Source organism: Saprospiraceae bacterium, from assembly GCA_016709995.1.
Taxonomy (GTDB): Bacteria; Bacteroidota; Bacteroidia; order Chitinophagales; family Saprospiraceae; genus JADJLQ01.
This window is the reverse complement of the sequence record JADJLQ010000002.1, coordinates 571,482-597,078: the sequence shown is the minus strand read 5'-3', so window position 1 is coordinate 597,078 and position 25,597 is coordinate 571,482. Positions and strand designations below refer to the sequence as shown.

At 42.4% G+C, this 25,597-nt stretch carries 22 protein-coding genes; 6 read left to right on the top strand and 16 right to left on the bottom strand.

Features of this window, described 5'->3' with window-relative positions; genetic code table 11:
- Positions 1-13: 13 nt before the first annotated feature.
- From IPJ09_16920 to IPJ09_16890, 7 genes are all read right to left on the bottom strand, one after another.
- Entirely contained in the window at positions 14-2,671 is a 2,658-nt protein-coding gene (locus IPJ09_16920; GenBank protein ID MBK7373090.1) for a DUF1553 domain-containing protein, read from the bottom strand.
- Positions 2,672-2,825: 154 nt separating this feature from the next.
- Positions 2,826-4,106: a neutral/alkaline non-lysosomal ceramidase N-terminal domain-containing protein gene (locus IPJ09_16915; GenBank protein ID MBK7373089.1), complete on the bottom strand. Its 1,281-nt coding sequence runs from the start codon at positions 4,104-4,106 to the stop codon at positions 2,826-2,828.
- Between the two features lie 108 nt (positions 4,107-4,214).
- Positions 4,215-5,126 carry an SMP-30/gluconolactonase/LRE family protein gene (locus IPJ09_16910; protein ID MBK7373088.1) on the bottom strand — a complete coding sequence of 304 codons (912 nt, stop codon included), beginning with the start codon at positions 5,124-5,126 and terminating at the stop codon, positions 4,215-4,217.
- Between the two features lie 354 nt (positions 5,127-5,480).
- Positions 5,481-5,948, bottom strand: a complete 468-nt coding sequence (locus IPJ09_16905; GenBank protein ID MBK7373087.1) for an RNA-binding protein — start codon at positions 5,946-5,948, stop codon at positions 5,481-5,483.
- A gap of 192 nt (positions 5,949-6,140) precedes the next feature.
- Positions 6,141-6,590: a GatB/YqeY domain-containing protein gene (locus tag IPJ09_16900; protein ID MBK7373086.1), complete on the bottom strand. Its 450-nt coding sequence runs from the start codon at positions 6,588-6,590 to the stop codon at positions 6,141-6,143.
- Between the two features lie 77 nt (positions 6,591-6,667).
- The gene (locus IPJ09_16895) at positions 6,668-7,207 is read right to left on the bottom strand and encodes an OmpH family outer membrane protein (GenBank protein ID MBK7373085.1); all 540 of its coding nucleotides are present in this window, start codon (positions 7,205-7,207) and stop codon (positions 6,668-6,670) included.
- Positions 7,208-7,269: 62 nt separating this feature from the next.
- Positions 7,270-7,779 carry an OmpH family outer membrane protein gene (locus IPJ09_16890; protein MBK7373084.1) on the bottom strand — a complete coding sequence of 170 codons (510 nt, stop codon included), beginning with the start codon at positions 7,777-7,779 and terminating at the stop codon, positions 7,270-7,272.
- Positions 7,780-8,000: 221 nt separating this feature from the next.
- On the opposite strand from IPJ09_16890, the gene ade reads away from it, so the two are divergent.
- A complete protein-coding gene (ade, locus tag IPJ09_16885; protein ID MBK7373083.1) occupies positions 8,001-9,635 on the top strand; it encodes an adenine deaminase in 1,635 nt (544 codons plus the stop codon).
- A gap of 26 nt (positions 9,636-9,661) precedes the next feature.
- Positions 9,662-10,015 carry a hypothetical protein gene (locus IPJ09_16880; GenBank protein MBK7373082.1) on the top strand — a complete coding sequence of 118 codons (354 nt, stop codon included), beginning with the start codon at positions 9,662-9,664 and terminating at the stop codon, positions 10,013-10,015.
- Between the two features lie 56 nt (positions 10,016-10,071).
- Here the strand turns inward: IPJ09_16880 and IPJ09_16875 are convergent, their stop codons facing one another.
- The 4 genes from IPJ09_16875 to IPJ09_16860 form a co-directional block, all read right to left on the bottom strand.
- Positions 10,072-10,497, bottom strand: coding sequence for a DUF4440 domain-containing protein (locus IPJ09_16875; protein ID MBK7373081.1), 426 nt, complete (start codon positions 10,495-10,497; stop codon positions 10,072-10,074).
- A gap of 12 nt (positions 10,498-10,509) precedes the next feature.
- Positions 10,510-11,157, bottom strand: coding sequence for a phosphoribosylanthranilate isomerase (locus IPJ09_16870; GenBank protein ID MBK7373080.1), 648 nt, complete (start codon positions 11,155-11,157; stop codon positions 10,510-10,512).
- A gap of 39 nt (positions 11,158-11,196) precedes the next feature.
- Positions 11,197-14,325: a PD40 domain-containing protein gene (locus IPJ09_16865; protein ID MBK7373079.1), complete on the bottom strand. Its 3,129-nt coding sequence runs from the start codon at positions 14,323-14,325 to the stop codon at positions 11,197-11,199.
- A 216-nt stretch (positions 14,326-14,541) separates the two neighbouring features.
- Positions 14,542-15,672, bottom strand: coding sequence for a trypsin-like peptidase domain-containing protein (locus tag IPJ09_16860; GenBank protein MBK7373078.1), 1,131 nt, complete (start codon positions 15,670-15,672; stop codon positions 14,542-14,544).
- Positions 15,673-15,887: 215 nt separating this feature from the next.
- On the opposite strand from IPJ09_16860, the gene trmB reads away from it, so the two are divergent.
- Positions 15,888-16,580, top strand: a complete 693-nt coding sequence (gene trmB, locus IPJ09_16855; protein ID MBK7373077.1) for a tRNA (guanosine(46)-N7)-methyltransferase TrmB — start codon at positions 15,888-15,890, stop codon at positions 16,578-16,580.
- Positions 16,581-16,597: 17 nt separating this feature from the next.
- Here the strand turns inward: trmB and IPJ09_16850 are convergent, their stop codons facing one another.
- From IPJ09_16850 to IPJ09_16830, 5 genes are all read right to left on the bottom strand, one after another.
- On the bottom strand, positions 16,598-16,873 hold the full coding sequence (locus tag IPJ09_16850) for a hypothetical protein (GenBank protein MBK7373076.1): 276 nt from the start codon (positions 16,871-16,873) through the stop codon (positions 16,598-16,600).
- A gap of 28 nt (positions 16,874-16,901) precedes the next feature.
- Positions 16,902-17,246: a heavy-metal-associated domain-containing protein gene (locus IPJ09_16845; protein MBK7373075.1), complete on the bottom strand. Its 345-nt coding sequence runs from the start codon at positions 17,244-17,246 to the stop codon at positions 16,902-16,904.
- Between the two features lie 94 nt (positions 17,247-17,340).
- Entirely contained in the window at positions 17,341-18,819 is a 1,479-nt protein-coding gene (locus IPJ09_16840; GenBank protein ID MBK7373074.1) for a hypothetical protein, read from the bottom strand.
- A gap of 36 nt (positions 18,820-18,855) precedes the next feature.
- The gene (locus IPJ09_16835; protein MBK7373073.1) at positions 18,856-20,241 is read right to left on the bottom strand and encodes a DUF1552 domain-containing protein; all 1,386 of its coding nucleotides are present in this window, start codon (positions 20,239-20,241) and stop codon (positions 18,856-18,858) included.
- A gap of 45 nt (positions 20,242-20,286) precedes the next feature.
- Entirely contained in the window at positions 20,287-22,203 is a 1,917-nt protein-coding gene (locus IPJ09_16830) for a DUF1592 domain-containing protein (protein MBK7373072.1), read from the bottom strand.
- A 147-nt stretch (positions 22,204-22,350) separates the two neighbouring features.
- Between IPJ09_16830 and IPJ09_16825 the strand changes: the two genes are divergently transcribed.
- The 3 genes from IPJ09_16825 (at position 22,351) to IPJ09_16815 (ending at position 25,487) form a co-directional block, all read left to right on the top strand.
- On the top strand, positions 22,351-22,824 hold the full coding sequence (locus IPJ09_16825) for a hypothetical protein (GenBank protein MBK7373071.1): 474 nt from the start codon (positions 22,351-22,353) through the stop codon (positions 22,822-22,824).
- Positions 22,825-22,930: 106 nt separating this feature from the next.
- Complete coding sequence (locus IPJ09_16820) at positions 22,931-23,980, top strand: PorP/SprF family type IX secretion system membrane protein (GenBank protein ID MBK7373070.1); 1,050 nt, start codon at positions 22,931-22,933, stop codon at positions 23,978-23,980.
- Between the two features lie 247 nt (positions 23,981-24,227).
- Entirely contained in the window at positions 24,228-25,487 is a 1,260-nt protein-coding gene (locus tag IPJ09_16815) for a beta-lactamase family protein (GenBank protein ID MBK7373069.1), read from the top strand.
- The last annotated feature ends 110 nt before the right edge of the window (positions 25,488-25,597 follow it).

Genomic DNA, 25,597 nt, shown 5'->3' with positions numbered 1-25,597 from the left:
TCTTCATCGTAGATTATGTTTTGGTGATGACTTCATCCAGGTTCATCAGTGCATTGGCGATAAGGACCATGGCTTGTTTTCCGGCTGCATCGTCATCAGAAGTTTGAGTGTAGATGTGCAAAGACTTTTCATACAGATTTTTCAAGATAGTTGCCTTATTGGCATCAATGGTTTTCCCGGTAAGCAGGTGATACGCCCGGGCAATATTTTCAGGTGGGTTTTGCCACCCTACTCTTTCGACCAATTTCATAGCCAATTGGATGTAAGCAGAGTCATTTAATATGGTCAAAGCCTGCAGCGGAGTATTGGTCCTTATTCGCCTGGAAGCACATACTTCCCTACCCATCGCATCAAAATTGGACATCCCGGGATAAGGACTGGTCCTTTTCCAAAAAGTATAAACTGCCCTTCGATATTGGCCGTTGCCTTCACTTTTCTTCCAGGACTTTCCATTGTACGGTGAGAGCCAGACTCCCTCAGGCTGATAGGGCATAGCAGGTGGGCCATACAATTCGGCATTCATGACACCGCTGGCCGCAAGTGCCTGATCTCTCAACTGCTCTGCAGACAATCGCACTCTTGGGCCTCTGGCAAAAAATTTGTTAGTCGGATCCAATTCGATGCTATTTTTATCAAGGCGGGAGTCTTGCCGATATGTCTCACTCATAACCATCTCTTTTAATAATTTTTTTAGGCTCCAACCATCTTCATTCATCAGCTTCCAGCTCAGATAGTCTAATAGCTCCTGGTGCGTTGGTGTTGCTCCCTGGCTCCCCATATCCTCCAAAGTCTCAACTAGGCCGGTACCCCAGATTTGCTCCCACAACCTATTGACAATAGTGCGGGCGGTCAGAGGATGTTGTTTGGAGGTCATCCATTGAGCTAATTCAAGCCGATTTTGAGGATTTTTGGTAATGGATGAAAATATAGCAGGCAATCCCTCGTGAACAGTATCTTTTTTTGCCAACCAGTTGCCTCGCTCAAATATCCGGGTCGTACGAAACATGGTAGGGGTATTGTCCAACATGATGGGTGTATTGGGTATGGGTGCATTCACCAGATCCCAGAAATCTTTTTTGATTTTAGGATCGTCTGTTGGAAACTTTTTTGTCGGATGAAAATAATCAAATATGAGGCAGGTCTCATCGGGGTTTTTATACTCAGTACTGGAGTAGGTCACGAAGATATCGTGGATGCCGGGTATCGGCTTTAAAGGAATCTCCACCATCACCCTTTCTTTACTTGGTTTGACTTCAAATGACCCGATAATGGGCCCCTGCAGGCTATCCAATCTGAATTGGACTAGTCCTTTTTTAAGTGCCCTTTCGTAATTGAAGATTAAAGCATCATGGTTGTCCAAAGGAAAATGAGGTATCCTGGCAGACGAAGGATTGCGCATAGACAGCCACTTGGTGTCATACAATTCACAATTGACAAAACTATTTGACTCCAAAGCGTTGACCGATGGCTGCAGGGTTTTGATGAAATGTACGATTTCCTGTACTTGCGACTCTGGCGTATGGTTTTTTGTCAAGGTGCTTTGCAAAGAATTTAACTTTGATTGCTGGTCCTCATTTAAGTGCCTGATGATAGGATAATCTGCCCAGGTATCTACATCCCTGGTATTGTTAAAATAAGCCATGAACTTATAATAATCTTCATGGCGAAAAGGATCGTATGGGTGACTATGACACTGTACGCAGGCAAAAGAAGTAGACATCAAAGTCTCCCAGGTAGTATTGACCCTGTCGATCACGGCGGCCACCCTAAACTCTTCGTTGTCTGTACCTCCCTCATCATTGGTCATTGTATTGCGATTAAAAGCTGTTGCGAGGTATTGGTCTTCTGTCGGATTGGGCAATAAGTCTCCCGCCAGTTGTTCAGTGAGAAATTGATCATAAGGCATATCCGCATTGAATGCCCGGATCAACCAATCCCTGTATCGCCAGATCACCCTATTGTCGTCTTTTTCGTAGCCTTTGGTATCAGCATATCGTGCCAGGTCCAGCCACATCGAAGTCCATTTTTCGCCATAGTGTGGAGAAGATAGCAGCGTATCGACCAATCGCTCATAATTGGCATCAGTAGGAGCTTGTACATAGGTAGAGGTGACAGAGTCTGCTCCCTGAAAACCTATTAGATCGAGGGCCAACCTTCGGGCCAAAACTTCAGGACTCGCTTCAGCAGCCTGTTTTAATCCAATCGCGGCCGCTTTGGCTTGTACAAATCTGTCCAGGTCATTTCCGGGCCAATCAGTTTTTGAATCTGGCAAGGCCGGTTTTTGAATACTTTGATAAGCCCAATGCTCACCCCATACAGCGCCCTGGCTGATCCACTCTGTCAGAACCTTGATTTCTTCCTTGGGTAAGGCACTATGGTTATAAGGCATTCGCATTTCAGGATCCTCCAGGCCGAGTCTGCGGATCATTTCACTTTGATGAGGTTTGCCTGGCACGATGGCATACTTTCCTGACTTGAGTTTTGCTTTGGCTTCTTCTTCGAATAAAAAGGATAAGCCGCCTTGTTTTTTTACACCCCCATGACAGGCGATACATTTATTATTGATGATGGGTTTTACCTGGGTACTATAATTTATGGGGTCGCTTTGCCGACAGGCACCGATCATCACCAAGGCAATGAAAAACAATGAAATATTCCTTATCAAGTCCATATTCAGGGTTTGAATTTAATTCTTTTTTACTTGAATTTTAAAGTCTTCCTTATATCCATACCAGAGGATGATATTACATATATTTAACCTCCCTAAGATACCAGAGTTGTTAGATGATCGCGACTAATCTATCCAGTCAATGAATTGCTATGATTTACCGGCGCATCTCACCGTGAAGATACCCCAGCACGGACTCCGTTAAAATCTTGCCCATCGATGGCGTGAAGGGCGATACGACCTCTACTTCATAGCCACCATGCTTCCACTCATTTTCTGTAGGCAGATAACCCAGCCAACCATTGGTATACCCGTAATAAAAAGTATAAGGGAAAGGTGATCTGTCCCTTATTTCATTGGAGATTTCACAAAATAGTTCTAGTGGTGCTGACCAGATAGCAACTTCCTCATTAATTCTAAGAAAACGAATGGGCAACTTGACTGTATTATTTCCATTCTGACCAGAATGGCTATAAGCATCCAGATAGGCGGGCCAGCCGAGTTGAGCTTTTCTTGGCCCCTCTACGGTCAATGCGCCGGTAAATAATTTTATTGAGTCTGAGGTGACAGCCAGTTTATTATTGGCCTCCAAAATTTTATCTCCAAGCAAGACCCTGAATTGGCTCAGATGACCGGCCCGGGGATTTGGATACACACTGTAAATAGGAGCAAGATTGCCCGCCGCACCATTGATAAATAATACAGGTACACCTGTCTGATGCTCCACATAATTGGCTACCATCCCGGTGACATCACCACTAATCTCCACATTCTCCTGACCCAGCACAGTACCATGAATAGGATAATTGACGATAAGTGCCAGAGGGCTCCTATCAGCTTTTTCAAGACGAAGCAACCCTATACGCCTGTCTACCGGTCCATCTGGATTGAGCCCTAAAGAAGCTCGTCCATCTACATCGATCGCCCTCCGATTTATATTAGCTTGCGAATATCCCCAGCCGACACCCAACCTGGCCGGCTCAAGTTTTTGACGAGCTTCCTGGATACCTTCTATTAAGGATTTTTCGATAAAATCAGTATATGCTGTATCCACCGGATGTTTGTATCGATCGCCCATAAAAGCTTCTGCAAGACCGGGTACACCTACCTCAGGAGCTGAATGAGTATGGGTGACAGACCACCAAAAATTGACAGGCTGAATGCCTAGTTTTTTTTGCAGTATGCCCGCCACATGATCGTATTCTGAGGGTGACATGAGACAGACTTCCGTCGAAATGAGAAAAAATTGAGTGCTGCCATCGTCCAGTACGATGATTCGGTGGTAGATGCTGTCGTGAATCCCTGTCGATAGTCGGGCACCATAGCCAAGGAGTTGTTTGGGACTGGATGGGCTGATATTTTTTTTGACCACAGCTACCCGAAAACTATTAACTGTAGATAAGCCAGATATTTTTTGACCAGAAGAAGTTGTACTCATGATCAAATCAAACCCAATGAGTAAGATCAAAACTAAAGGCAGCTTCATATTCATATTTAAAAACTTTTATTTCACGAAAGCCATGACACTATGTGTAAGACAGCTTAATTATTTTTTGCTTTTCAGGATCCATGATCTACCTGGAGCATCCACCAGAAAAGTTTCAATATTCCTGGTATCCTGCAGGGTGATATATACTCTCTGACCATCCGGACCGCCAAAAGCGATATTGCTGGGTTTTTTTCCACCGAGTGTGATTTCTTTTAATATAGTCCCTGCTGGAGATACTTTGACGATGGTTCCTTTACCATGTCGGGTGATATAGAGATTGCCATTGGCATCACAGCGCATACCATCCATGCCGAAATCCGGAAACTCGATCAGCAGCCGTTTGTTAGAGATCGTACCGCTGTCAGAAAGGTCATAGGCCCAGACCTTACGCTGTACAGATTCATTGACATAGAGTGTTTTTTCATCAGGACTGACTTCAATGCCATTAGTAGTACCCATATCTTTTTCGAGCAGATGCACACTACCATCAATATTGATACGCCAAAGATTGCCTGTACTTTCTTTCCAGGATGGATCACTGGCAAAGATACGATCATGACTGTCTATGGCGATATCATTGGGTTGGTTCATAGAAGGTTCATGCGCATGGACAGTCAGCTGTTGATCCGCCATCGTGACCTTCAGGATATTGTGATTGGTGTAATCAGCTATGTACATGTCTCCTTTGCTGTCAAACCGGATACCATTGCCAATGCTGCCATTGGGCAATTCTATAAACACACTGGCTTCCCCCTGGGGCGTCACTTTTCCGATGCTGCCTTCATGCTCAAAGTTTACGGCATATAGATTGCCGGCAATATCTACAGCAGGTCCTTCAGCACCCTGTGTAAAACTATTGATTGGGGTAAAAATACTGGGTTCAAACAATGCTTGCGTCTGATCCCCATCCTTGCAGGAAAATGTTGATATCATAGTTATCCCTAAATAAAATAAAAATAATCGTTTCATGAATAGTTGGCTAAAACCCTCGTGACTGGGTTGATGAGGAAATAAAGTTAAAGTATGTTTTGGTAGAAATAGGTGTTTTGCAAAGCAATTTGCAAAAAACGATACACACCAAAAAACTGCAGCAAAATATTTTCTGATTAGAAAATTAGTTTTGAGGCGATTAAGAGACACTTCCATGTACCTTAAATTGGAATCCTTAGACCTATTTAACTTTGACAAAATTCTATTTAAATCGATTGATTCGTTCAGGATTACAATTGATTGGCATTAAGAAAATGCTCCTTAAAAACAGAAAGGGCTAACTGACATGGTCAGCTAGCCCCTAAATATTAGTTATAGATGAAATATCAAATATTAATCACTATCCCTATTGAAGTCGCGATCACCACCTCGGAATCCACCTCGGTCGTTACCACCGCGTCCACCGCCGCTGCCACCTCTGTAGCCGCCGCCACCGCCGCTGCCGCCACGGTCACCACCTGATCGGTAGCCACCACCGCCGCCGCCGCCGTAACCACCTTCACGACGAGGACGGAATCCTCCGCCACCTCCACCGCCGCCAGGTCTAGGGCCTCTGTCTTCTTTGGGACGAGCTTCGTTTACATTTAATTCCTTTTCCATCCAAGTCTGACCATTAAGGGCAGCGATAGCGTTTTTAGCCTCATCGTCATTGTCCATTTCGACGAAACCAAATCCACGGCTTCTGCCGCTCATACGATCCATAATGATCTTGGCGGATTTTACAGCTCCATACTGGGCGAATAGGGCCTCAAGCTGATCATCAGACGCGCTGTAGCTGATGTTTGCAACATAAATATTCATTCTAAGAAAAATTTAAATAAAAAAAAATTGATTACTGAGTTAAGAAAAACGTGTGTGTCTTGGTTATATAAGATTAGGAAACATACTAAAAATGAGTGGCTAATGAATATTTATGTACTTATTTTCAACCAGTTTCTCTAATGAACTAAAAATCGAATTCTTATCAAATGTAAGGTAATTTATTCAATGGAGTTATACTGTCAACATTTTTTTTACGAGCTCAGCAATGGTCTTACCATCTGCTTTGCCACTAAGTCCTTTGTTGGCCAATCCCATGATTTTACCCATGTCTTTCATTCCAATAGCACCATGTGTGGTGATTAGGTCTTTGATATACGTTTCCAGGTCTTCCAGAGACATTTGACTTGGCAGGTAGGTTTGAATGACTTCTATCTCTTCTTTTTCCACCTGCGCCAGATCCGGTCGGTTCTGCGCTTCATAGATAGCAAGCGAATCTTGTCTTTGTTTGACCAGCTTCTGCAATAATTTGATCTCCCGATCTAAGTCCATTTCTAATCCAGATCCATCAGTATTGGCCAATAAAATAGCAGCTTTTATAGCCCGGACTCCTCGCAGTCTCACCGGGTCCTTGGCTTTCATGGCCTCTTTTATATCATTGTTGATCTGCTCTACGAGTGTCATTTGATTATTCATTAAACTAAAACAAAAAACCCAGTACACACAGACTGGGTTGGATTATAACTTCCAAATTTACTTTATTATTGTTTCTTTGGTGCATTGGCCGTAGTACTTACTGCGGGTAATCCAAGTTTGGTTCTTACCAATTGGCTCACATCAGACGATTCATCTGCGTACAATAACATGCCTGCACTGGTATCGAAGATATAAGCAAAAGCATTTTCTTTGGCAACATCCTGTATGGCTTTGTTGATTTTATCCAAAATAGGTTGTAACAGACCTTCTCTTTTCTGAGCCAGTTGATTTTGCATCTCTTGTTCCAATTTGGCCAGGTCATCTTCTTCGATTTTGAGTTTATCGGCTTGCTCTTGCAATGCTTTAGGAGCTATCTCGCCTTGTTTTTCCTTTCTTGCCAATTCCTGGTATTTAGCCTGTAGCGCTTCTACTTTTTGCTGACCTTGTTTGGACAATTGCTCCTGATATGCTTTTAGATTAGATTCTGCTGCTTTTATTTCAGGTACTTCACTCATGATAAGAGAGGAATTGAGATAACCAAACTTTTGAGCTTGACCTGGAAGGCTCACTAAAAGGACAAAAGAAGCGAGTAACAAAAATTTCATTGATTTCATTTTAATAATACTTAATTAGGATATAGATTTTTTTTATTTGGGCTGCAAATGTATCACTGAATTCCCAATTTTTTAAGAATATCTGAGGTCTTGTCCATTCCCGGATTGGAGAATATAACCCCGGCGGAGCTTCCTTTATCAAGGATCAGGTCATATCCTTTGGCTGTAGCGTACTCCTGAATGGCTTTATAGACTTTATCCTGAATGGGCTGTACGAGCTCCTGTCTTTTCATAAATAAAGCACCTTCAGGGCCAAACTTTGCTTTCTGCATTTCCATGGCTTCCTTCTCTTTTGCCATGATCTCCTCTTCTTTATTTTTACGCTGATCATCACTCAAGAGCACTTGTTCAGCCTGGTATTTATTGTACATTACTTTGATCTTATCCCTTGATTCGGAGATTTCTTGTTTCCAGGTGGCAGTAATTTTGTCCAATTGATCCTGAGCTTTTTTGTACTCCGAAAGATTCTCCAATACCTGTGTGATATCGATGATGGCAATCTTTTGAGCTGATGCAAAGGTCCAGGCAAAAGCGAGGAATACAATGAATATGATTCGTTTCATGATGTTAGTTTAAAGATTCAAAGTTAAAATAATTACGTTTCTAATTGAAAATGTAACTGTATTGAAATCCAAAAAGTTACACTCTGTTTAGGGTCGAATAACGAGGCAGTACTGATAAAAATTTGATTACAAGAGTATTACACATAACATTCAAAATGTTTTATTAAAAAGAATAACATAAATTGGATGAAATATTAATAGTTTTAACTAGTCGGTTTAGTATGAATGTCATCAATAAAATTCAAGGGCAGCTGGTAGATATCACCGGGCGAAATATCTATGGGGTAGTGATGTCCATACAAAACGGCTGCATCGTCCATTTCGAAAAGACCCGTTCAAAAAAAGGACCCTTCATATTACCAGGTTGGGTAGATGCGCATATTCATATAGAAAGCTCCATGTTGGTACCGGGTGAATTTGCCAAAATGGCATTGCCCTTTGGCACCCTCGCCACGGTCTCTGACCCGCACGAGATCGCCAATGTCATGGGTACCGAAGGGGTATATTACATGATAGAGCATGCTGAATCGCTTCCAATGGAGATACTTTTTGGCGCTCCTTCCTGCGTACCAGCCAGTGATTTTGAAACTGCCGGCGCAAAATTGGATGCGAGTGAGGTAGATAGATTGTTGGCGGACCCAAGGATAGGTTATTTATCAGAGGTCATGAATTATCCAGGGGTGATACATGGCAATCAGGAACTGCGATCAATGATCCAGTCCGCCCGCAAATACGGCAAACCTGTAGATGGTCATGCACCAGGTCTCAGAGGGTCAGATTTGAAAAAATATCGCGATGCCGGGATAGAGACTGATCACGAATGTTTCACCTATGAAGAAGCCAGGGAAAAAATCTCCCTGGGTATGAAGGTGCTCATCCGGGAAGGCAGCGCCGCAAAAAATTACGAGGCACTCGCTCCCCTCATAACAGAATACCCGGACCAATTGATGTTTTGCTCTGATGACAAACATCCGGATGATCTGCAGAAAGGTCATATGGATCAGATCGTATCCCGGGCTGTCAAGGACGGCTTTGACTTATACGATGTATTAAAGATTGCCTGTATCAATCCCCGGATGCACTATCCTTTAAAATCAGGCATGGTACGAATAGGTGATCCTGCCGATTTTATCCTCGTAGACGATTTAAAAGATATGAAAGTACTGGAAGTGTATTACGGAGGTACCCTAGTAGCCAAAGACGGCAAATCCTTAACTACAACCAAACCTGTCAATATCATCAACCAATTCCATTCGCAACCCGTCGCCGTAGAAGATCTGCATCAGCGGGCTTTATCACCGACACTCCAGGTGATAAAAGCGATGGATGGCCAACTGATAACTAACAAGATCTCTCATGCAGCATATATCCTCGATGGGTACGCAGTGTCTGATGCCAGGCATGATATCCTCAAAATCGTAGTAGTCAATCGATATGCCAAAGCCCGACCTGCGATCGGGTATGTCCAGGGTTTCGGACTCAAAGCAGGCGCCATGGCTTCTTGTGTGGCGCATGACTCACATAATATAGTAGCAGTAGGTGTAGACGATGCCTCTATCGCGCGGGTGATCAATAAGGTCATCGAACAAAAAGGCGGGATTGCTGCTTGTCTGCAGAGTTTTGTATTGGGTCTGGAATTACCTGTAGCAGGTATTATGAGTAACCTGGATGGCCATACTGTAGCCAAATCCTATAGCCTGATCGACCATTTTGTGAGGACGGATCTTAAGTCTCCATTGAGGGCACCTTTTATGACTTTGTCATTTATGGCTCTCCCGGTAATTCCTTCTTTGAAGATGACCGATAAGGGTCTGTTTGACGGGGATCGATTTGAATGGACGACTGTGTTTACCTAACTTAGCCTACCTAAATCTTTAATATCATGACTCAAGCAGCCAAATCAGTGTATTATTTCGCCTTTTACCTATACTTGACCGGTATCACTTTGATTTTTATTCCTAATGTATTTCTCTCCATGCTGGGACTTCCTGAAACCAATGAGGTGTGGATCAGGGTGGTCGGTATCTTGGCTTTGGCTATAGGCTTTTATTACCATCAAACTGCGATCCAAAACAATACAGCATTTTTTAAATTGACAGTTATCGTCAGGTCCCTTGTATTGGTCGCTTTCGTTCTCTTAGTATTGCTTAAACTGGCTTCTCCCATATTAATAGGTATAGGCTTGATAGATTTTATCGGGGCAATGTGGACCAGGATGGCACTAAAGAAAAATTAAGGCCTAAAAAATTCGTTGATCTATTCATTCTTGTGTTTTGTTTTTGAAATAAACCATCAACTGGTATGATCCTGCACGATCAACCAATGTCCGGATATTTTTCTGATCAATAGAGTATAATACCCCTCTATGTCACCGATACTACGGGTGAGATGCCATTGTCCAATGACTTGCATATAATCTGGAGATAGGAGTTTGATAACAATAATTTTATCAGTCAGATGACCCATGGCGGCAGGATCAGGGTATCTTTTTGTATAATTATCCAGCGTTTGCTGCCAACCATAGGTGATCCCTGATTTGCCGATATACATCAAGGAATCACTATGCCAATAAAACTGCATATAGGCCTCCACATCACTACGATTCCACGCTGCTACCTGCTGGCCGAGCTTGGTACGTATATATTGTTCATCAGGTGATTGTGCCTGGAGTAAGGATGTCATACAGACAAAATGAATAAGCAACCAAGTATATTTCATAATAAAAGAAGTTCAATTCAAATTTTTAAAGAACTGTTCCAGCTTGCGCTCGTCCAACCTGCCATCCGTCCTCACTCCGCTGCATAGATCCAACCCAAAAGGACCCACCTCAAGGATAGCAGTACGAACATTGTCAGCATTAAGCCCTCCGGCTAAAAAGACCGGTACCGATACAGATTCCACGATGCGACGACTGAGCTTCCAGTCATGCACTCTTCCGGTCCCACCGAGTTCTTTGATTTTTAGATTAGGATTGCCACTATCGAGCAGTATAGCATCCACATAAGGTGCTATTTGCTGACATTCGTCTATAGAGGATTCGCCTGTAACGTGGACTACCTGGACCAGTTTTACATAAGGCAGGGCTGCCCTGATATCGGCATAACTTCCATCGCTAAGAGCATCGACGATCTGAATGGTATTGGTATGCACTTGTCTATAATGGTTGACTATGGCGACAGCACTGGTATGGCTCGTCAATAAAAAGGTGGCTATAGGTGGTGGTACTGTGCTGGAAATCTGATGGATCATTTCGTCAGAAATCACCCCGGGTCCACTGGGCATTTGACCGACCAAACCCAGAGCTGCAGCGCCGTACCTGATAGCCATCTTAGCTTCGGCCACACTGCTGATGCAACAAATCTTCACTTTTGGTATCACTACATAAATATAGCGAGACTAAATAGATTTCAAGTCATATTACCATCCAGGCACCAGGTTTAAACCAAAAGCACCTTTACTGCCTTTGAGTAGCGGGAAGGCATAATACGGCTCTATAATGATCGCCCCGAAAAGGTTGACCCTGAGCGAAGCTCCAGTAGATGCCACAAATCTCTTGAAGGTAAAATCATTGACCCCAGTCTTGCTGAAACTGATCTGCCCAAACTGATCATAAGCTACGCCTCCATCAAGGAAAACACTGAGCTCAGAGAGCAAATAACCTGATTTGATGACAGCTAACCGCTCAGGACCCGTAAATGGCAGCCTAACCTCTAGATTGCCCATCAAAAGCTTTTGACCACTGAGTTGTTCAAATCCAATGCCATTCTCTGATGCCAATCTATCCAGTTGGGTATAATAAAATCCGTGTACAAAACCCATATTACCCACCAGGATAGGGCTAAATCCACGGGCACTTTCGCCGAATCGGCCATGATACATCACCCTTGCAGCGATGCTGACTGGTTTTTTCCACCAATACTTACGGTAATCAGCTGTGGCTGCAGCAAAATTGTACCCACTAAAATATTTCTCTACTTCAAACCTGTATCGATGACCAGACATGGGTGAAGCCATACCAAAATTAGAATTATCACCTACATAGGCCAGGCCGGTATTGAAGAAGCCTGTCCTTTTGATCAGGTATCCTCCTATATTAATGACATCTGTCTCTAAAGGGATGCGCTCTCTGCGACCCTGATCTATATATTGGTAGGTGTATGGATCATAAAATGTAGGATACCGATCCAGTCTGAAAGACCTGTAATTGCCTGACAAACTGGTCTCAAACCTACGGGTAGTCGATAGCGGAAATTGTGCAAATACCCCCATCTGGTCTTCAAAGATCCTCAGGATGTCCAGGTCCTCACGCAATACTTCATACTGTCCATTGCTAAAATTTAAAGTATCCAGTCTATAACTCACACCCCCGGTCTGAAAAGGGATGTGGGAGAGGGTGGTACCCCATGCAATCTTTCGTTTAGAATTGATATAGGTCACCTGACCTCCAAAATCGTAGATATCACCATTGAGTGCGAGTGTGGAATAAATCTGATGATTACCAAAAAGATCTGAAAACAACATCTGTACACCACCGGCCAAACCTGTTCGGGTGCCAAAACTTCCGGTACCTACTCCGAGTCCGGTACTACCTCCTATATAATCCAGTTTAAATTTATTGACAACCGGTTTGGCTTGAAACTTAAGTTTATAGGCATCTTCAGGGAGTGGGAGCTGAGTATACCCGTCTACCTTGGAAAGATTGTCTGCCACAATATCTTTTTGTCCCAGATTGGTCATAGGTAAAGTACCCGGAGCCATGTCGATGGCATTGACATCTACGACAGGCCTGTTGAGAAATCGATCCTGACCTGCAGAGTAGATCGAAAAACTGTTTTTAGAATAGTAAGAGTAAACTATTTTATCTTTTTTTCGGGATACTGTCAGCGCAGGAGAGTATTCCGTAATGCCACTGATACCAGAGAGAAAATCGGTCATTTGGTAGACTTTATCGTCAGACAATTCGTAGCGGTACATATTTCGAAAACCGTCTTTGTCTGATAAAAAATAAATATTGCCATCATCGTCGTGCTCAGGATTGAGGTTGTTGGCCCCATAGAAAAAGTCAAGATCTTTAGTAGTGCCTGAAGCCAACTCACCATCTGCTCCTTTGCTCAGGATAGCGAGGTTCATAGTGTATTTACCATGTTTTCTACCTCGATCCATGCTGAGTTTGTCTGTCGCATATACGATTGACTTTCCGTCAGTAGACCAGTTAGGCTGTATTTCACTGTATATATCGTTGGTCAGTCTCTTGAGTTTTTTAGATTTTAGCACATACTCATAAAGGTCAGTCTGGCCCTGCGCAAGGCCGGCGAAGACAATGCTTTTACCATCAGGACTCCAGGCAGGGTTAGCAAAAGCGGGCACTTCTTTAAACTGGATCTCTTCTTTGGTACGACCACTAGCCACATCTTTGATGATGAGGGCATGCACTCCTTTTTTATAGGCTATGGTAGCAAATTGTTTGCTGTCAGAACTCCAGGTACCACTCGACTCCAGGTAATTGAGATCATCGAGATGACCTTCTTTAGTTGTACTCAGTACTTTGCGGATTATTTTGCCGGAGGTTGCATCAGCCAGATATAGATCGGTAGAAAATAAATCTTTCTCCGATAAGAAGATAATGTACTTACCATTGGGGCTGAGTACCGGTGATACATTGATACGACCACCATTTTTGGCAGATACCAATTCTCTACCAATCAATCTCTCTTTTTTGTCACCTAAAAATGGGTCATAGTAGGTTCTTAAAGCATTTTGAAATCGCTCAGACAACTGATCAGCCGTCACACCCAAGGTAATGGCGCTTGCGGTTTCTATGCCATAAATTGCGGTATTGACAAACATGGGTCTGATCACATCATCTCCATACATACCTGCCAGGAATGCCCAAAACGCCTGGCCATAGCGATAAGGGAAATATCGGGGATTTTCTAATTGTTTAAATCCCGGCACATCCCCTTGCAGCACAGCATCTCTCATCCACATGGCAGTAAAAGGATCTACTCTACCCAGCGACAAATATTCTGCCAGACCTTCAACCATCCACAAAGGGAGATTCTGCAGATTCTTGATAGAAGAAGAATCGCCATTGATCACTACATCGTACTGAAAAGCATGCACCAACTCATGTCCGAGTACATGCCAGGTCTGCTGGTTGGTCATCGTAAAAGGAAAAATAACCCGATTTCGCAATGCTTCTGTCACACCTCCGGTACCTACACCAATCTCGCCGGAGATGGCATTGGTCTGCTGAAAGTCTGCGTGATCGTTATATAAAATGATTGGATTTTTGGTATAAAATGAATCCCTGAATATTTTTTGATGCATTTTGTACCATTGGTCAGACCATAGTCCTATCCTATCCAGTGCTTCCTTATTGTCCAGGTAGTGGTAGATACTAAAATAGGGGGTTTCGTAAAGCTTGTAATCAAAGGTTTTATAATGGGGCTTATTCCTGCCAAAATATTGAGCGTCCAGGGCAAAAGGTATTAATATACTAAAGAAGAGGATAAAACTACCTAGGTTAAGTGCGTGCTTTTTCATGGGTAAAAAATTTGTTGTACTATATATTAACTAAATTTCTTGTGTTTTTGATCATTAAAGATCTCTTAAATTTTAAAAATAAATAAAACCCTCTGCAGTATCTCTAATTGAACATCCGGAATTAATATTCCTTAGATCAGATTAAAAAAGCCCACCGGAAGATTCCGATGGGCTTGAAAAAACGAAAACCTTAAATGCTATGCGAAAAATGAATGTTTATATTTTTTTGCGTAGTTTGACAGGCAAGGTCCTGACATTGCCATCGCGTAAGATTTTAAACTGTAGAGTCTGTCCTACTCTGGAATCATCCCTTAGGCTGATCAATTGGTCAAACGAATTCACCTCCTTGCCATCTACAGATAGGATAATATCATCAGGGATCAACCCAGCATAATCTGCAATACTCCCTTCCTGAACACTACTGATCAACAATCCCTTATTGCTGGGAAGGTTTTGTTCTTTGGCAAGGGTGGCATCAATCTCATGCACTTCTAATCCAAGACTACCTACCCGCTCCAGGGAGCCATTTTCTTTAATTTCTTTCATCACACGCTGCATGAGGTTGACTGGAATAGCAAACGAATACCCCGCAAAACTTCCATTAGGGGAATATATCGCAGTATTGATACCTATGAGCCTGCCTTGTACATCTACTAAAGCTCCGCCGGAGTTACCTGGATTGACGGCAGCGTCTGTCTGAATAAATTCTTCTATTGGTTTGGCATCCTTGATGATATTGAGTTTGTTTCTTCCTTTGGCGCTGACAATACCGGAAGTCACTGTAAATTCAAGATCAAAAGGATTGCCTACAGCCAGGACCCATTCACCTACTTTGACCGCATCACTATTGCCAAATTCGGCCGGAGTAAGGTTATTGGCATCTATTTTAAGCAAAGCGAGATCGGTACTCGGATCTACACCAATTTTTTGAGCGACAAATTTGCGATCATCAGAGGTTTTGATATTGATCTCATCTGCTCCATTGACCACATGATTGTTAGTGACTATATATCCATCGGAAGAAATGATCACGCCCGAACCTTTTCCTTCACTCGGAATATCAATGCCTCCACCCCCAAACAACTGGCCAAAATCAAATAAGTCCTCAAGATCTCTAGGCATTCTGCGACTGTTTGGCTTTCGATTACTAGTAGAGATGCCTGATTTGGTCTCGATGTAAACAACAGATTTTTTAGCTTTTTCAGCTGCATCCGTGAAGTCGAAAGGCACATAGACTATTTTTGCAGCACTTGATTTGGTATCTGATACAGTTGTTTGACCAGACATACGCGAAAGTAACATTGTGATCATCACCACAAATATCAAAATGGACGATTTTAGCTTCATAGGACTTAAATGATTTTTTTTATAGGACACAAAATTAACAGCAAGGTATAATCAATTGATTCACTTATGGTTTAGATTAACAATAGTTTAACCGGAAGGTTTTAGGAGAAAAGGACTCTAAAAGCAGATAAAGTTGAAATCAGCCTTGGCCAACCATCACGGATAGAGCCATGGTTTTCATTAGTTTTGCACCTTAATACTAATCCTTAGACTACATGTCGCGTAAAAAAAAAATGCTTCGTTTTGCGGAGTTAGAAACCTTTGAGAATGTATTTCAATGCGTTGACTCTAATAGCACGACGGTCAAAACGTTTGATGGCTCTTCAAAAGAAATCAAGGGACATTGGAGCGAGCAAGTATTTCACAATGATCATCCTTTGATCATAGAACTGGCCTGCGGCAAAGGGGAGTATACCGTCTCGCTCGCTCAAACACATCCAGCACATAATTTTATAGGCATCGATGTCAAAGGCAATCGCATGCACCGGGGAGCTAAAAAAGCATTATCCCTAGAAATCGCTAATGCAGCTTTTTTAAGGATTCGTATCGAATGGCTCACCAATCATTTTGCTTCTGCTGAGCTGAGTGAAATCTGGATCACCTTTCCTGACCCTTTCCTCAAACAAAGCAAAGCCAATCGCAGACTTACCTCACCTATGTTTTTAGATCGTTATCGATCACTGCTCAAACCCGGTGGTGTGGTCCATCTGAAGACTGACAGTACAGAACTTTTCGCGTATAGCTTGCAGACCTTATCTGAATATGCCGGAGCGCACATCCTGATACAATCTGATGATATAGATCGGGATGGTTTGACCAAAGAGGACCTTGCCATACAGACACATTATGAAGGGATACATCGGGGTATAGGAAAGCCGATAAAATATGTAAAGTGGCGGTTTGAATAGGGTGATAATCAGCCTGGTTAGAATTTACTATTGCTCATCCGGATTTTTTTGACCAACCAAAGATTGCCAAAAGCAAAAACGAAGATGAGGGCCATCATGGCTAAAGAAAACAAGGTGCCATCGGGCAATACTATAGTCAACCATGGATGTACTATATAACTCAATAGGGCTAGTGGCACTATCACAAATGCCTTCAACGCACTGGATAACTTGTTATCTTTAAAAGTTTGACTTGAAAATTTATAGTTCAAGGCTAGGAACAAAAGCCAGGAGGCTATAAATCCATAAAGCATGTTGAATGGTTATACTACGAAAGGCAGATTATTGTTCACGCTCATACTTACAGCATTCATCGAGCTTGGCATAAGCCTCATCATTTGCTTTTATCTTGTCAGTATCGTAACCAACCGCCGCGATTCGCTGATGAATTTCATCCAGAGATATATTGGATGAGTTAAAAGTAATGGTGAGCAGGTGGGTCTCCTTGTCCCAATTTACTTTTTTTACCCCTTTGATTCGAAGAGCGGTTTCTATTTTTTTCTTACACATACCACAACTTCCATTGACTTTAAAAGTAGAAGTCACATCAGCAGCAGCAGATTCAAAAGAAAAGAGAGACAAAACCATTACAAAAAAGAAGGTAAAAACTGATATAGATTTTTTCATATTCTGTTCTGTTTAGATGCAAAGATAACAGTTACAACCTTTATAAAGTTTGACCCTATAGGATTGTTTGGTTAAAAAGGTGTTATAATAACTTCTAAAAATAAGGTCCTTCTTCAGAGTAAATTTTTAGCTCAGGCTTGTATTTACCCAAAGCTTGGATGACCTGGTTGGATGTATTGGTCCTATAAAGAAATACTTCGCGCAGCGCAGGAAAGTCCAATAAATCTATTGCCGATTTGTCATCTATCTCCGTAAAAGACAGGTTGAGAATTTCGAGGGAAGGTATCTTTTGTAAATAAATCAGGCTTAGGCCGGAGATTTTAGTCTTTTGAAGGTATAACTCTTTGAGATTCTTCATCCTACTCAAATAATAAAGAGCAGCATCATCGATATCACAGGAGACCAAGGAGACCCTGGTAAAATAATCAAAGTATGGCCTTAATTCTTTTAATTGATCCAGTCCAAAAGTGGATGGAGGGAATAACATAGACAAAGTATAGCTATTATCTCCCTGCAAGCTATCTTGTCGAATCACCACTTGCAGTTTTGCAGCCAGTGTCTCTAATTCTGCTTTTAGATTTTGAGAGGAAATTTCGGCCATCAAATGGGACCTCCGATACTGAGCGATCGTCGGATCAAGGTCTTTAATAATCGAAGCCAGTGTCGTAGTATCTGCCACCTGGGATACACATAAAGTATCGCTTGCTCCAAGATTGATCCAGTGTCTGAGCAGATCCAGCTCATCTTTTGTGAGAGGGGTTTTGCCCTGAGGCGGCATGTGCTCATCATGATTAGGGGGCAGGATGACCCGTTTGAATAACTCGCTGTAATCTGCCATACCGGGGGCAACAGCATAATTGCCGCTTTGGCCTTTGGTGAATAATTGGCCGTATGAACCTAGTGACAGTCCTCCTTTAGCACGCTGATCGTTATGACAGGAGGTGCATTTTGACTCAAATATTTGTGCCACATAATCGTCGTACACCATAAGTATTGAGTCAGGTCGTGATAGTTTAGAGACACTCGCATCGAAGATTAAAGGCAGATAACCGGATAAATAATCCCGACCGTGGGTGACGGATCCGCCGAGATGTCCTGTATAGATCGCAGCAATATTGGCAGCGATCAGTGCTACATAATATGGGCCATATTGCCGACAACTCTTCCAGAACACGATAAAAAATGCAAGGGTCACCATCGTCAAGAATGCCGTGATGACACCACCCCAAAAATGTTGGTCTATTAAATAACCGGCGTATTCGCCGGAGGCGTATAAAAAATAACCAGAGCCTACCGTGCTCACTATACAAATCACTGTGACTACCAATAGTGCCAGTATCCACTTGTCACCTGGTTGGTACGAAAAATACAATCTACCTACTTCAATCATCAAGGTTAGGAGAATCAAAACAATAGGAAAGTGTAACAATACGGGATGGAATCTGCCAAGCATCAAGAGTACTATCGGGGCTTGCCTGATCTCAAAATAGGGTAAAGCTAAAAAGCACAACCCCACTAACCACAAGGCATAATAAAACAAACGGCTTCTAACTATTTTCTCCAATCGCTCCACCTCATAAAAATAATAAAAACGGTTACAAGATCGATCTTATGCCATGATGTCCGACAGAGTAGAAGTGCTGTCACCAAATTGTCGCTGTTCAATATCAAGCGCATGCAACATAGTGAGATAGAGATTGGCCAGTGGAGTCTCTTTGGTAAATGCCAGATTTTGACCCGACTTGATTTTTCCACCTCCTCTACCACCGAGTAAGATTGGAAGATTACGTGGAGCATGCCTGTTGCCATCACGCAAATCAGATGTAAACATCACCATTGAATTATCTAATAAAGTATGATCTCCTTCCTGAATGCTTTTGAGCCTATTGAGCAGATAAGCGTATTGCTCAATATGCCAGGTAGTGATGCGGGCATATTCTTCCAGATTTTCAGGTTTATCCATATGATGTGAGATGGAGTGGTGATTGCCTTTTACGCCATCAAGGAAAGCGAAACTGCGGTTGCTCACGGAATTGCCAAACATAAAAGTGGATACCCGACTGGCATCACTCCAGAAAGCCAGGGTCATGATATCCAACATCAACCTTGTTTTTTCCGTCACATCTACCCCGCCATATACTTCCACATATTCATCTATATTTTGATTGATGCGGGTGAGTTCTTTTTTGATATCCCTGGTAATGTTGCCTGCAAATTTTTCGCGATTGGTTTCATTGGTCAATCGTTTTTCTACACTGTAGATGGATTCCAGGTACTCAGACAACTTGTCCTGATCTGACCGCCCCAGGTTTTTTTTGAGTTGATCAGCATCTTCTTTGACCATATCCAGGATGCTTAATTTGTATGGGTCATTTTTTATTTTAGCACCAGGCACATAAGGTTTAAAAAGTCTATCAAATGCAAGGCGGGGATCTATCTCTTTGGACAAGGGGGTCTCCGGGGTCTGCCAGGATATACTGGATCCATATAAGCGGGTAAAACCTACATTGATATCGACTCCCGTAGTAATGCGATCAAGACCATATTCTAAAGAAGGAAAAAGCGTCTCATTGCCCAATCGTTTGGCGATCAACTGATCCAGCGATATACCACCACAGCTGATATTGTCACCAATGGTTTGTTTGATAGACATGCAAGTGAGTAAACTGGCTGATTTGGCATAATGTCCATCTGCCCCTTTAAATATCGAATTTTTATTCATGAGCTCTCCCAATACGAGGATATCTTCTTGCAATCCTTTCAGAGGGAGTAATTGACGAGTCAATTCAAAATCGCAGCCAAAAGTGGAGGGTGTCCAAAGATTGGGATGTACTCCATTGGGCATGTATAAAAAAGCAGATCTTACCGGCGCTTTGGTCTTAAAAGGATTGGGCAATCCAGGAATAGCCATAGCTTCAAGCAAAGGCAAGGCTATACAGGCTCCCCCCATTCCTTTGAGCATTCTCCTGCGTGATATATGCCATTTTTTTTTCATGTACTTACTCATTTGATTGATCAAGATACTTCAATGCTATCTATCTTAAATACTCTTTTTTTCAAAATCATTTAACTTCATGGTAAAGGGATAACTCTTGACCAACTCTAAAATAAAAGGCTCCGGGTCAAAATTATTTGCCAATAAAGTATTTTCAAGAATGACCAAGGCAGGCTCATCAGTAAACAACATCGAGCGACCAAGAGCATAAGACAACATCTTAGTAGCCATATTCCTGGCAAACTTGGTTTTCTCCTCCATCAGGATAACTTTAAGTTCTACGGGTCCCTTAAATTTCTGGCCATCAGCGGTAATTCCGGAAGGATCTATTGCTACTTTACCGTAGCTATCCCGCCATCTACCTGTTGGATCGAAGTTTTCAAGTCCCAGACCCAGGGGGTCCATTTTTTCATGACAAGACCGGCATTCTGGTTTTGCCCGATGTGCTTCCAGTATTTTGCGCAATCCCAGGGCATCGTGAGTGGCTTTGTCTTCCGTAAGCTCAGCTACTACAGCGGGAGGCGGAGGCGGCGATATCCCCAATATTTGTTCCATTACCCACTTACCCCTATTCACAGGACTGGTCCGCATAGGAAATGATGTGGTAGCCAGGACACTCCCCATACCCAATACACCTCCCCGGGTTTGGTCTTTCAGCGTCACTTTTTGAAAATCCTGGTGATCGACGCCATCTATACCATAATAAGTAGCAAGGTCTTTATTGAGAAAAGCATAATCGCTGTTGATCAGATCCAGCAGATTTTTACTCCCTGTAAGAACAAAATAAAAGTATTCGACCGTCTCCTGATACAAGGATTGGCGAATATTTATTTCAAAACCCGGAAATTTATCCGTGTCCACGATTGGTTCTTTTTCCAGCAATTTGCCGATACCAAGCCATTGCACTGCAAAATTTTCGGCAAAGCGCTTTGCTTTGGGATCTCTGAGCATGCGCCTGGCCTGAGCAGCCAGGATGGCGGTATCCTGAAGCTTTCCCTGATATGCCAGATCAAACAATTCCTGATCAGGCATACTGGACCATAAGAAAGCAGATAGTCGAGTAGCCAACTCAAAATCATTGATGGCATAAGATCCCTCCTTTTCCGGTTCTTCTTCGACTTTATACAAAAAATTGGGTGAAACCAATATAGCCTTTAGGCATTGAGCTATCCCCTCATCAAAACGATATTGAGGTTTTAAATTAAAGGTATCCTTTTGACTGTAGACGGTTTGAAACAGAGTCAAAAGTTTGGTCTTCTCTTCGTCCTTTAAAAATCTTCTGTATGCTTTTGTGGCTATTGGTATGAAGACCTCCATCGCAGACTGCTCTGCAAGATCATACCTTCTATCTTCTGCATTAAAAAAAGACTTGAACCAGTGGACGATATATTTCCACCTGGTCTCTTTATATCGAAAAGGAACTAAAGATGCCCACTTAATTGAATCCTGTCGGAGCTTTTCAACTATCAGATCGGCTGCATCATAATAGCGCTCAAATTTTAAAGGTGTAAAAAACAAGGCTCTGCCTTGATTGTCAAATCCCCCCCCCCCTGACCCATCTGAAGGGAAATATTTTTTTGCTTCAAAATCTATATCGAACAAATCTTTGATCGTGTACTGGTATTCAGGATGGCTCAACCGCCTGATCACGATATGTCCGGGGGTTTTATTTTTAAGCGAGGTCTGAAGGATACGATCAATCCCTGTGACCAGTTGATCGTAGTCGGATTCAGAAAGTGTGGGCTCGCTTTTAGGAGGCATATGCCGACTTTTAATCTGGTCGAGCACTTTTAGCCAAAATGCCCCATCCTTGATGACCCTGTCCTGTTCCTTATAATTATCGATATTGACACCAGCTTTAGGTGCGTTAGTATTATGACAACTGATACACTTTTTGACTAATAAAGGCCTCACATCAATCTCATAACGGATGCTATCCCCTACAGACCAGGCAGGAAGCATGAAATTGAGAAAAAAAAATAAGCCTAAAATGTACGGACGCAAAGTATTTTTTTGAAGAACAGCTAAGGTAAATATAAGCAGGCAGAAAATCAAATTCGACCTCAAAGTTTAAATTCGATGAGCAATCCATATCTTTATTCCTTTATAATGATTAGTGAAGAAACGATAGACCGTTGTATAGAAACCATTGCGGAGGGCAGTACCGATTGGCTGGAGGTCATGTCCAAGCAACAGCCTGTATTGGCTGGCTTTCTGACTGCGGAAGACCATGAAGCTTTTACTGAAGAGGAGACTCAGTATTTATATTATCTCGCCGTATTGTGCTGGATGTGTTTTGATACCACTTATGAAGAGATGGATGAGCTCAATGAAGAGGATCTATCCATACGCGAAGAACAAAACTGGAACAGAATAGACTCTATGCGGCCATCTTCGCTGCAGAAAATAGTCGACAAACTAATGCCGGACTATGTGGAGCAAGAGTTGCTATTTTACCTGGAAGATGCATTGCAGATAGATGCTGAAGATCCTGAGCATCCTGTGACCAAATCGGGGCAAATCCCACTTTTTATTACCCTTATTACGCTCGTGGATGTGCTCACGGAAGCAGCTAAAGACTAAAATGGTACGTATAGAGTATTAAGTACTTTGCCTCTTTTTGATAAATTAACTATGGAGGTAAAGTCCTGAATGAACAAAACTGCTTATCTTTCGATCTTTAAAGCTTATGCAAATTAAATCAAACACATTTATTCTCTTGGTGGTTGGACTCCTTGGCTACATGGTTCCGAAGGCGCAAGACATCCACTTTACAATGTTTGATTTGTCACCACTCACCCTCAATCCTGGATTGATAGGCGATTTTAATGGTACCTTCCGGGTTACAGGCAATTACAGAATACAATGGCCGACTATTGCTAAATATCAAACCCCTTCTATTGGGATCGATGCACCTCTGCTGAAAGGATTTCGCAAAAATGATTGGATTAGTTTTGGTATTGCTGCCTACCAGGACAAAGCGGGAGAGAGCAGTGCTTTCCAGCTAAAAAAGACTTCAGGTTGGCTGGGTGGATCCTATCATGCTGTGCTTAATAAAAAAGGCACCAATGTGATGTCTCTCGGAGTACAAAGCGGGGGTACCAGCAAAAGTTTGGTTGGCAATCCCAGGTTTCAGGATCCTTCTGATCCGGCATTCCCTGGAGGATCCGGTGGGCCAAACGGCGACAACAAAAAATCATATTCTGACCTCAATGTAGGCTTGGTATACTCTTCAATACTCAACAAAGAAAAGACATCTGCGCTCAATATGGGTGTATCCATGTATCACCTGACCAAACCCAATGGGTCACTCGGTAGTAGCCAGGGAGGTGGTACTCCTGGCAGTACCAGTAGTGATAAACAAGATGTCCTTATAAATGCCCATGCAGTTTTGAGTATTCCACGAGGCGATTTATTGACTTTTTTCCCGGCAATTGTTCTACATAATCTTGCAGGCAATTTTGAACTTGCCGGTCAATTAAAAGGAGAATTGCTGGTGAACAAAGAAAAAGATTTTGCTGTGCAGGGGGGTCTTGGATATAGAGTAGGTGATGCGGCTTTCGCTTTGTTTGGAGCGAGATATAAGGATTTAAAAGTTGGTTTGGCCTATGATTTTAATATTTCTGGAGCAACTGCCAGTACCTCGGGTATAGGAGGTTATGAACTTGGAGTATCCTATATCGCCAAGATATATAAAAAGCCTGTTGTGAAACCTGTGATATTCTGTCCAAGGTTTTAGTTTTCGATTTAACCATTTTCTCCTCATCCTAACCAGAACCAAAAAAGCTTTGGGGCCTACGCATTCGTTTAATCCCTTCGCTATTTTAATTAGATTTCAAGGGTCTAGAGGAGTAATGTTTCTTTGTTAAAATTTCTTTATTAATTTTACAAAGATGCTGGATCATCAGATCAGCCATTTTTGTGTGTTTTTATCTAAATAATATTTTACTCAAATGATTATGAAACTATTGACTTTCCTGGCTTTTATGTACTTATCAGTGACGGTAACAGCTCAGACTCCTTCGATAAAGACCTCACCCCCATTGAGGGAGGCAGCCCCGAGTAGTGTAGGTATGTCAGCTGAGCGCCTGGATCTTATCGGGGATATGTGCAACCAGGCTATACAAAATGGAGAAGTCCCCGGTATAGTAGCTTTAGTAGCCAGAGGTGGCAAGATCGTCTACTACAAAGCTTTTGGCAAAGCAGATAATGCCTCAGGTAGAAATATGAAGCAGGATGATATCTTCAGAATTGCTTCGCAATCAAAAGCGATCACTTCGACTGCGGTGATGATGCTCTGGGAAGAAGGGAGATTCAGGTTAGACGATCCGATCTCAAAATATATACCAGAGTTTGATAAAGGCCAGGTCCTGGATACGATGTACCCCGATGGTACTTATACGACTGTGCCTGTTAATAAACCGATCACCATAAGACACTTACTCACGCATACTTCAGGACTGGGGTATGGAGTCATAGACGGAGATGAAAGGTTTAAGAAGATGTATAACAAAGCAGGGATCACTGATCTATTCACGACAGAAAATATATCTATAGGAGAAAGTGTGAAGAAACTGGCTAAGCTGCCTCTGCATCATCAACCCGGCGAAAAATTTACCTACAGTGAAGGGCTCGATGTGCTAGGTTATTTTATTGAAATCGTATCGGGCATGCCCTTTGACCGTTTTTTGAGGACACGCATTTTTGATCCACTGGGTATGAATGATAGCTGGTTTTATCTGCCGGAAGCCAAATCTTCCCGACTGGTATCCATTCAGAAAAAAGAAAATAATAGCTGGATAAAGTATCCTACTACTTTTTACGATCCTGACTATCCAATCAAAGGAGCCAGAAGGTTTTTTTCCGGCGGAGCCGGATTGTCCAGCACGGCTAAAGATTATGCTACTTTTCTCCAAATGTATTTGAATAATGGAGAATTAAATGGGATACGATTGCTCAGCAGGACGACCATACAGTTTATGATGGCCAATCAAATAGGCAACCTCATGGGAGATAGTGGCTCCTTTTATGGATTGGCCTTTGGTGTTCTGGATCAAAAAGGTGAGGATATGGGAGGCAGCGGCAGTGAAGGCACTTTCAATTGGGGAGGTTATTTTAACACCCAATATTTTGCAGACCCGAAAGAAAAAGTGATCGGCATCCTGATGAAACAAACTCAGGGTACGAACTCAGACAATACCGGTTGGAGGTTTCGACAATTAGTAAGTCAGGCTATTGATGACTAAGCTATTTTATTTTCTTCAATATCGATTTTTTACGAAAATCCAGCTTAACTAAATGGTAGTCAAAGCTATATTTGTTCAACAAGAATGTCAAATACAGATCCTAAAAGATC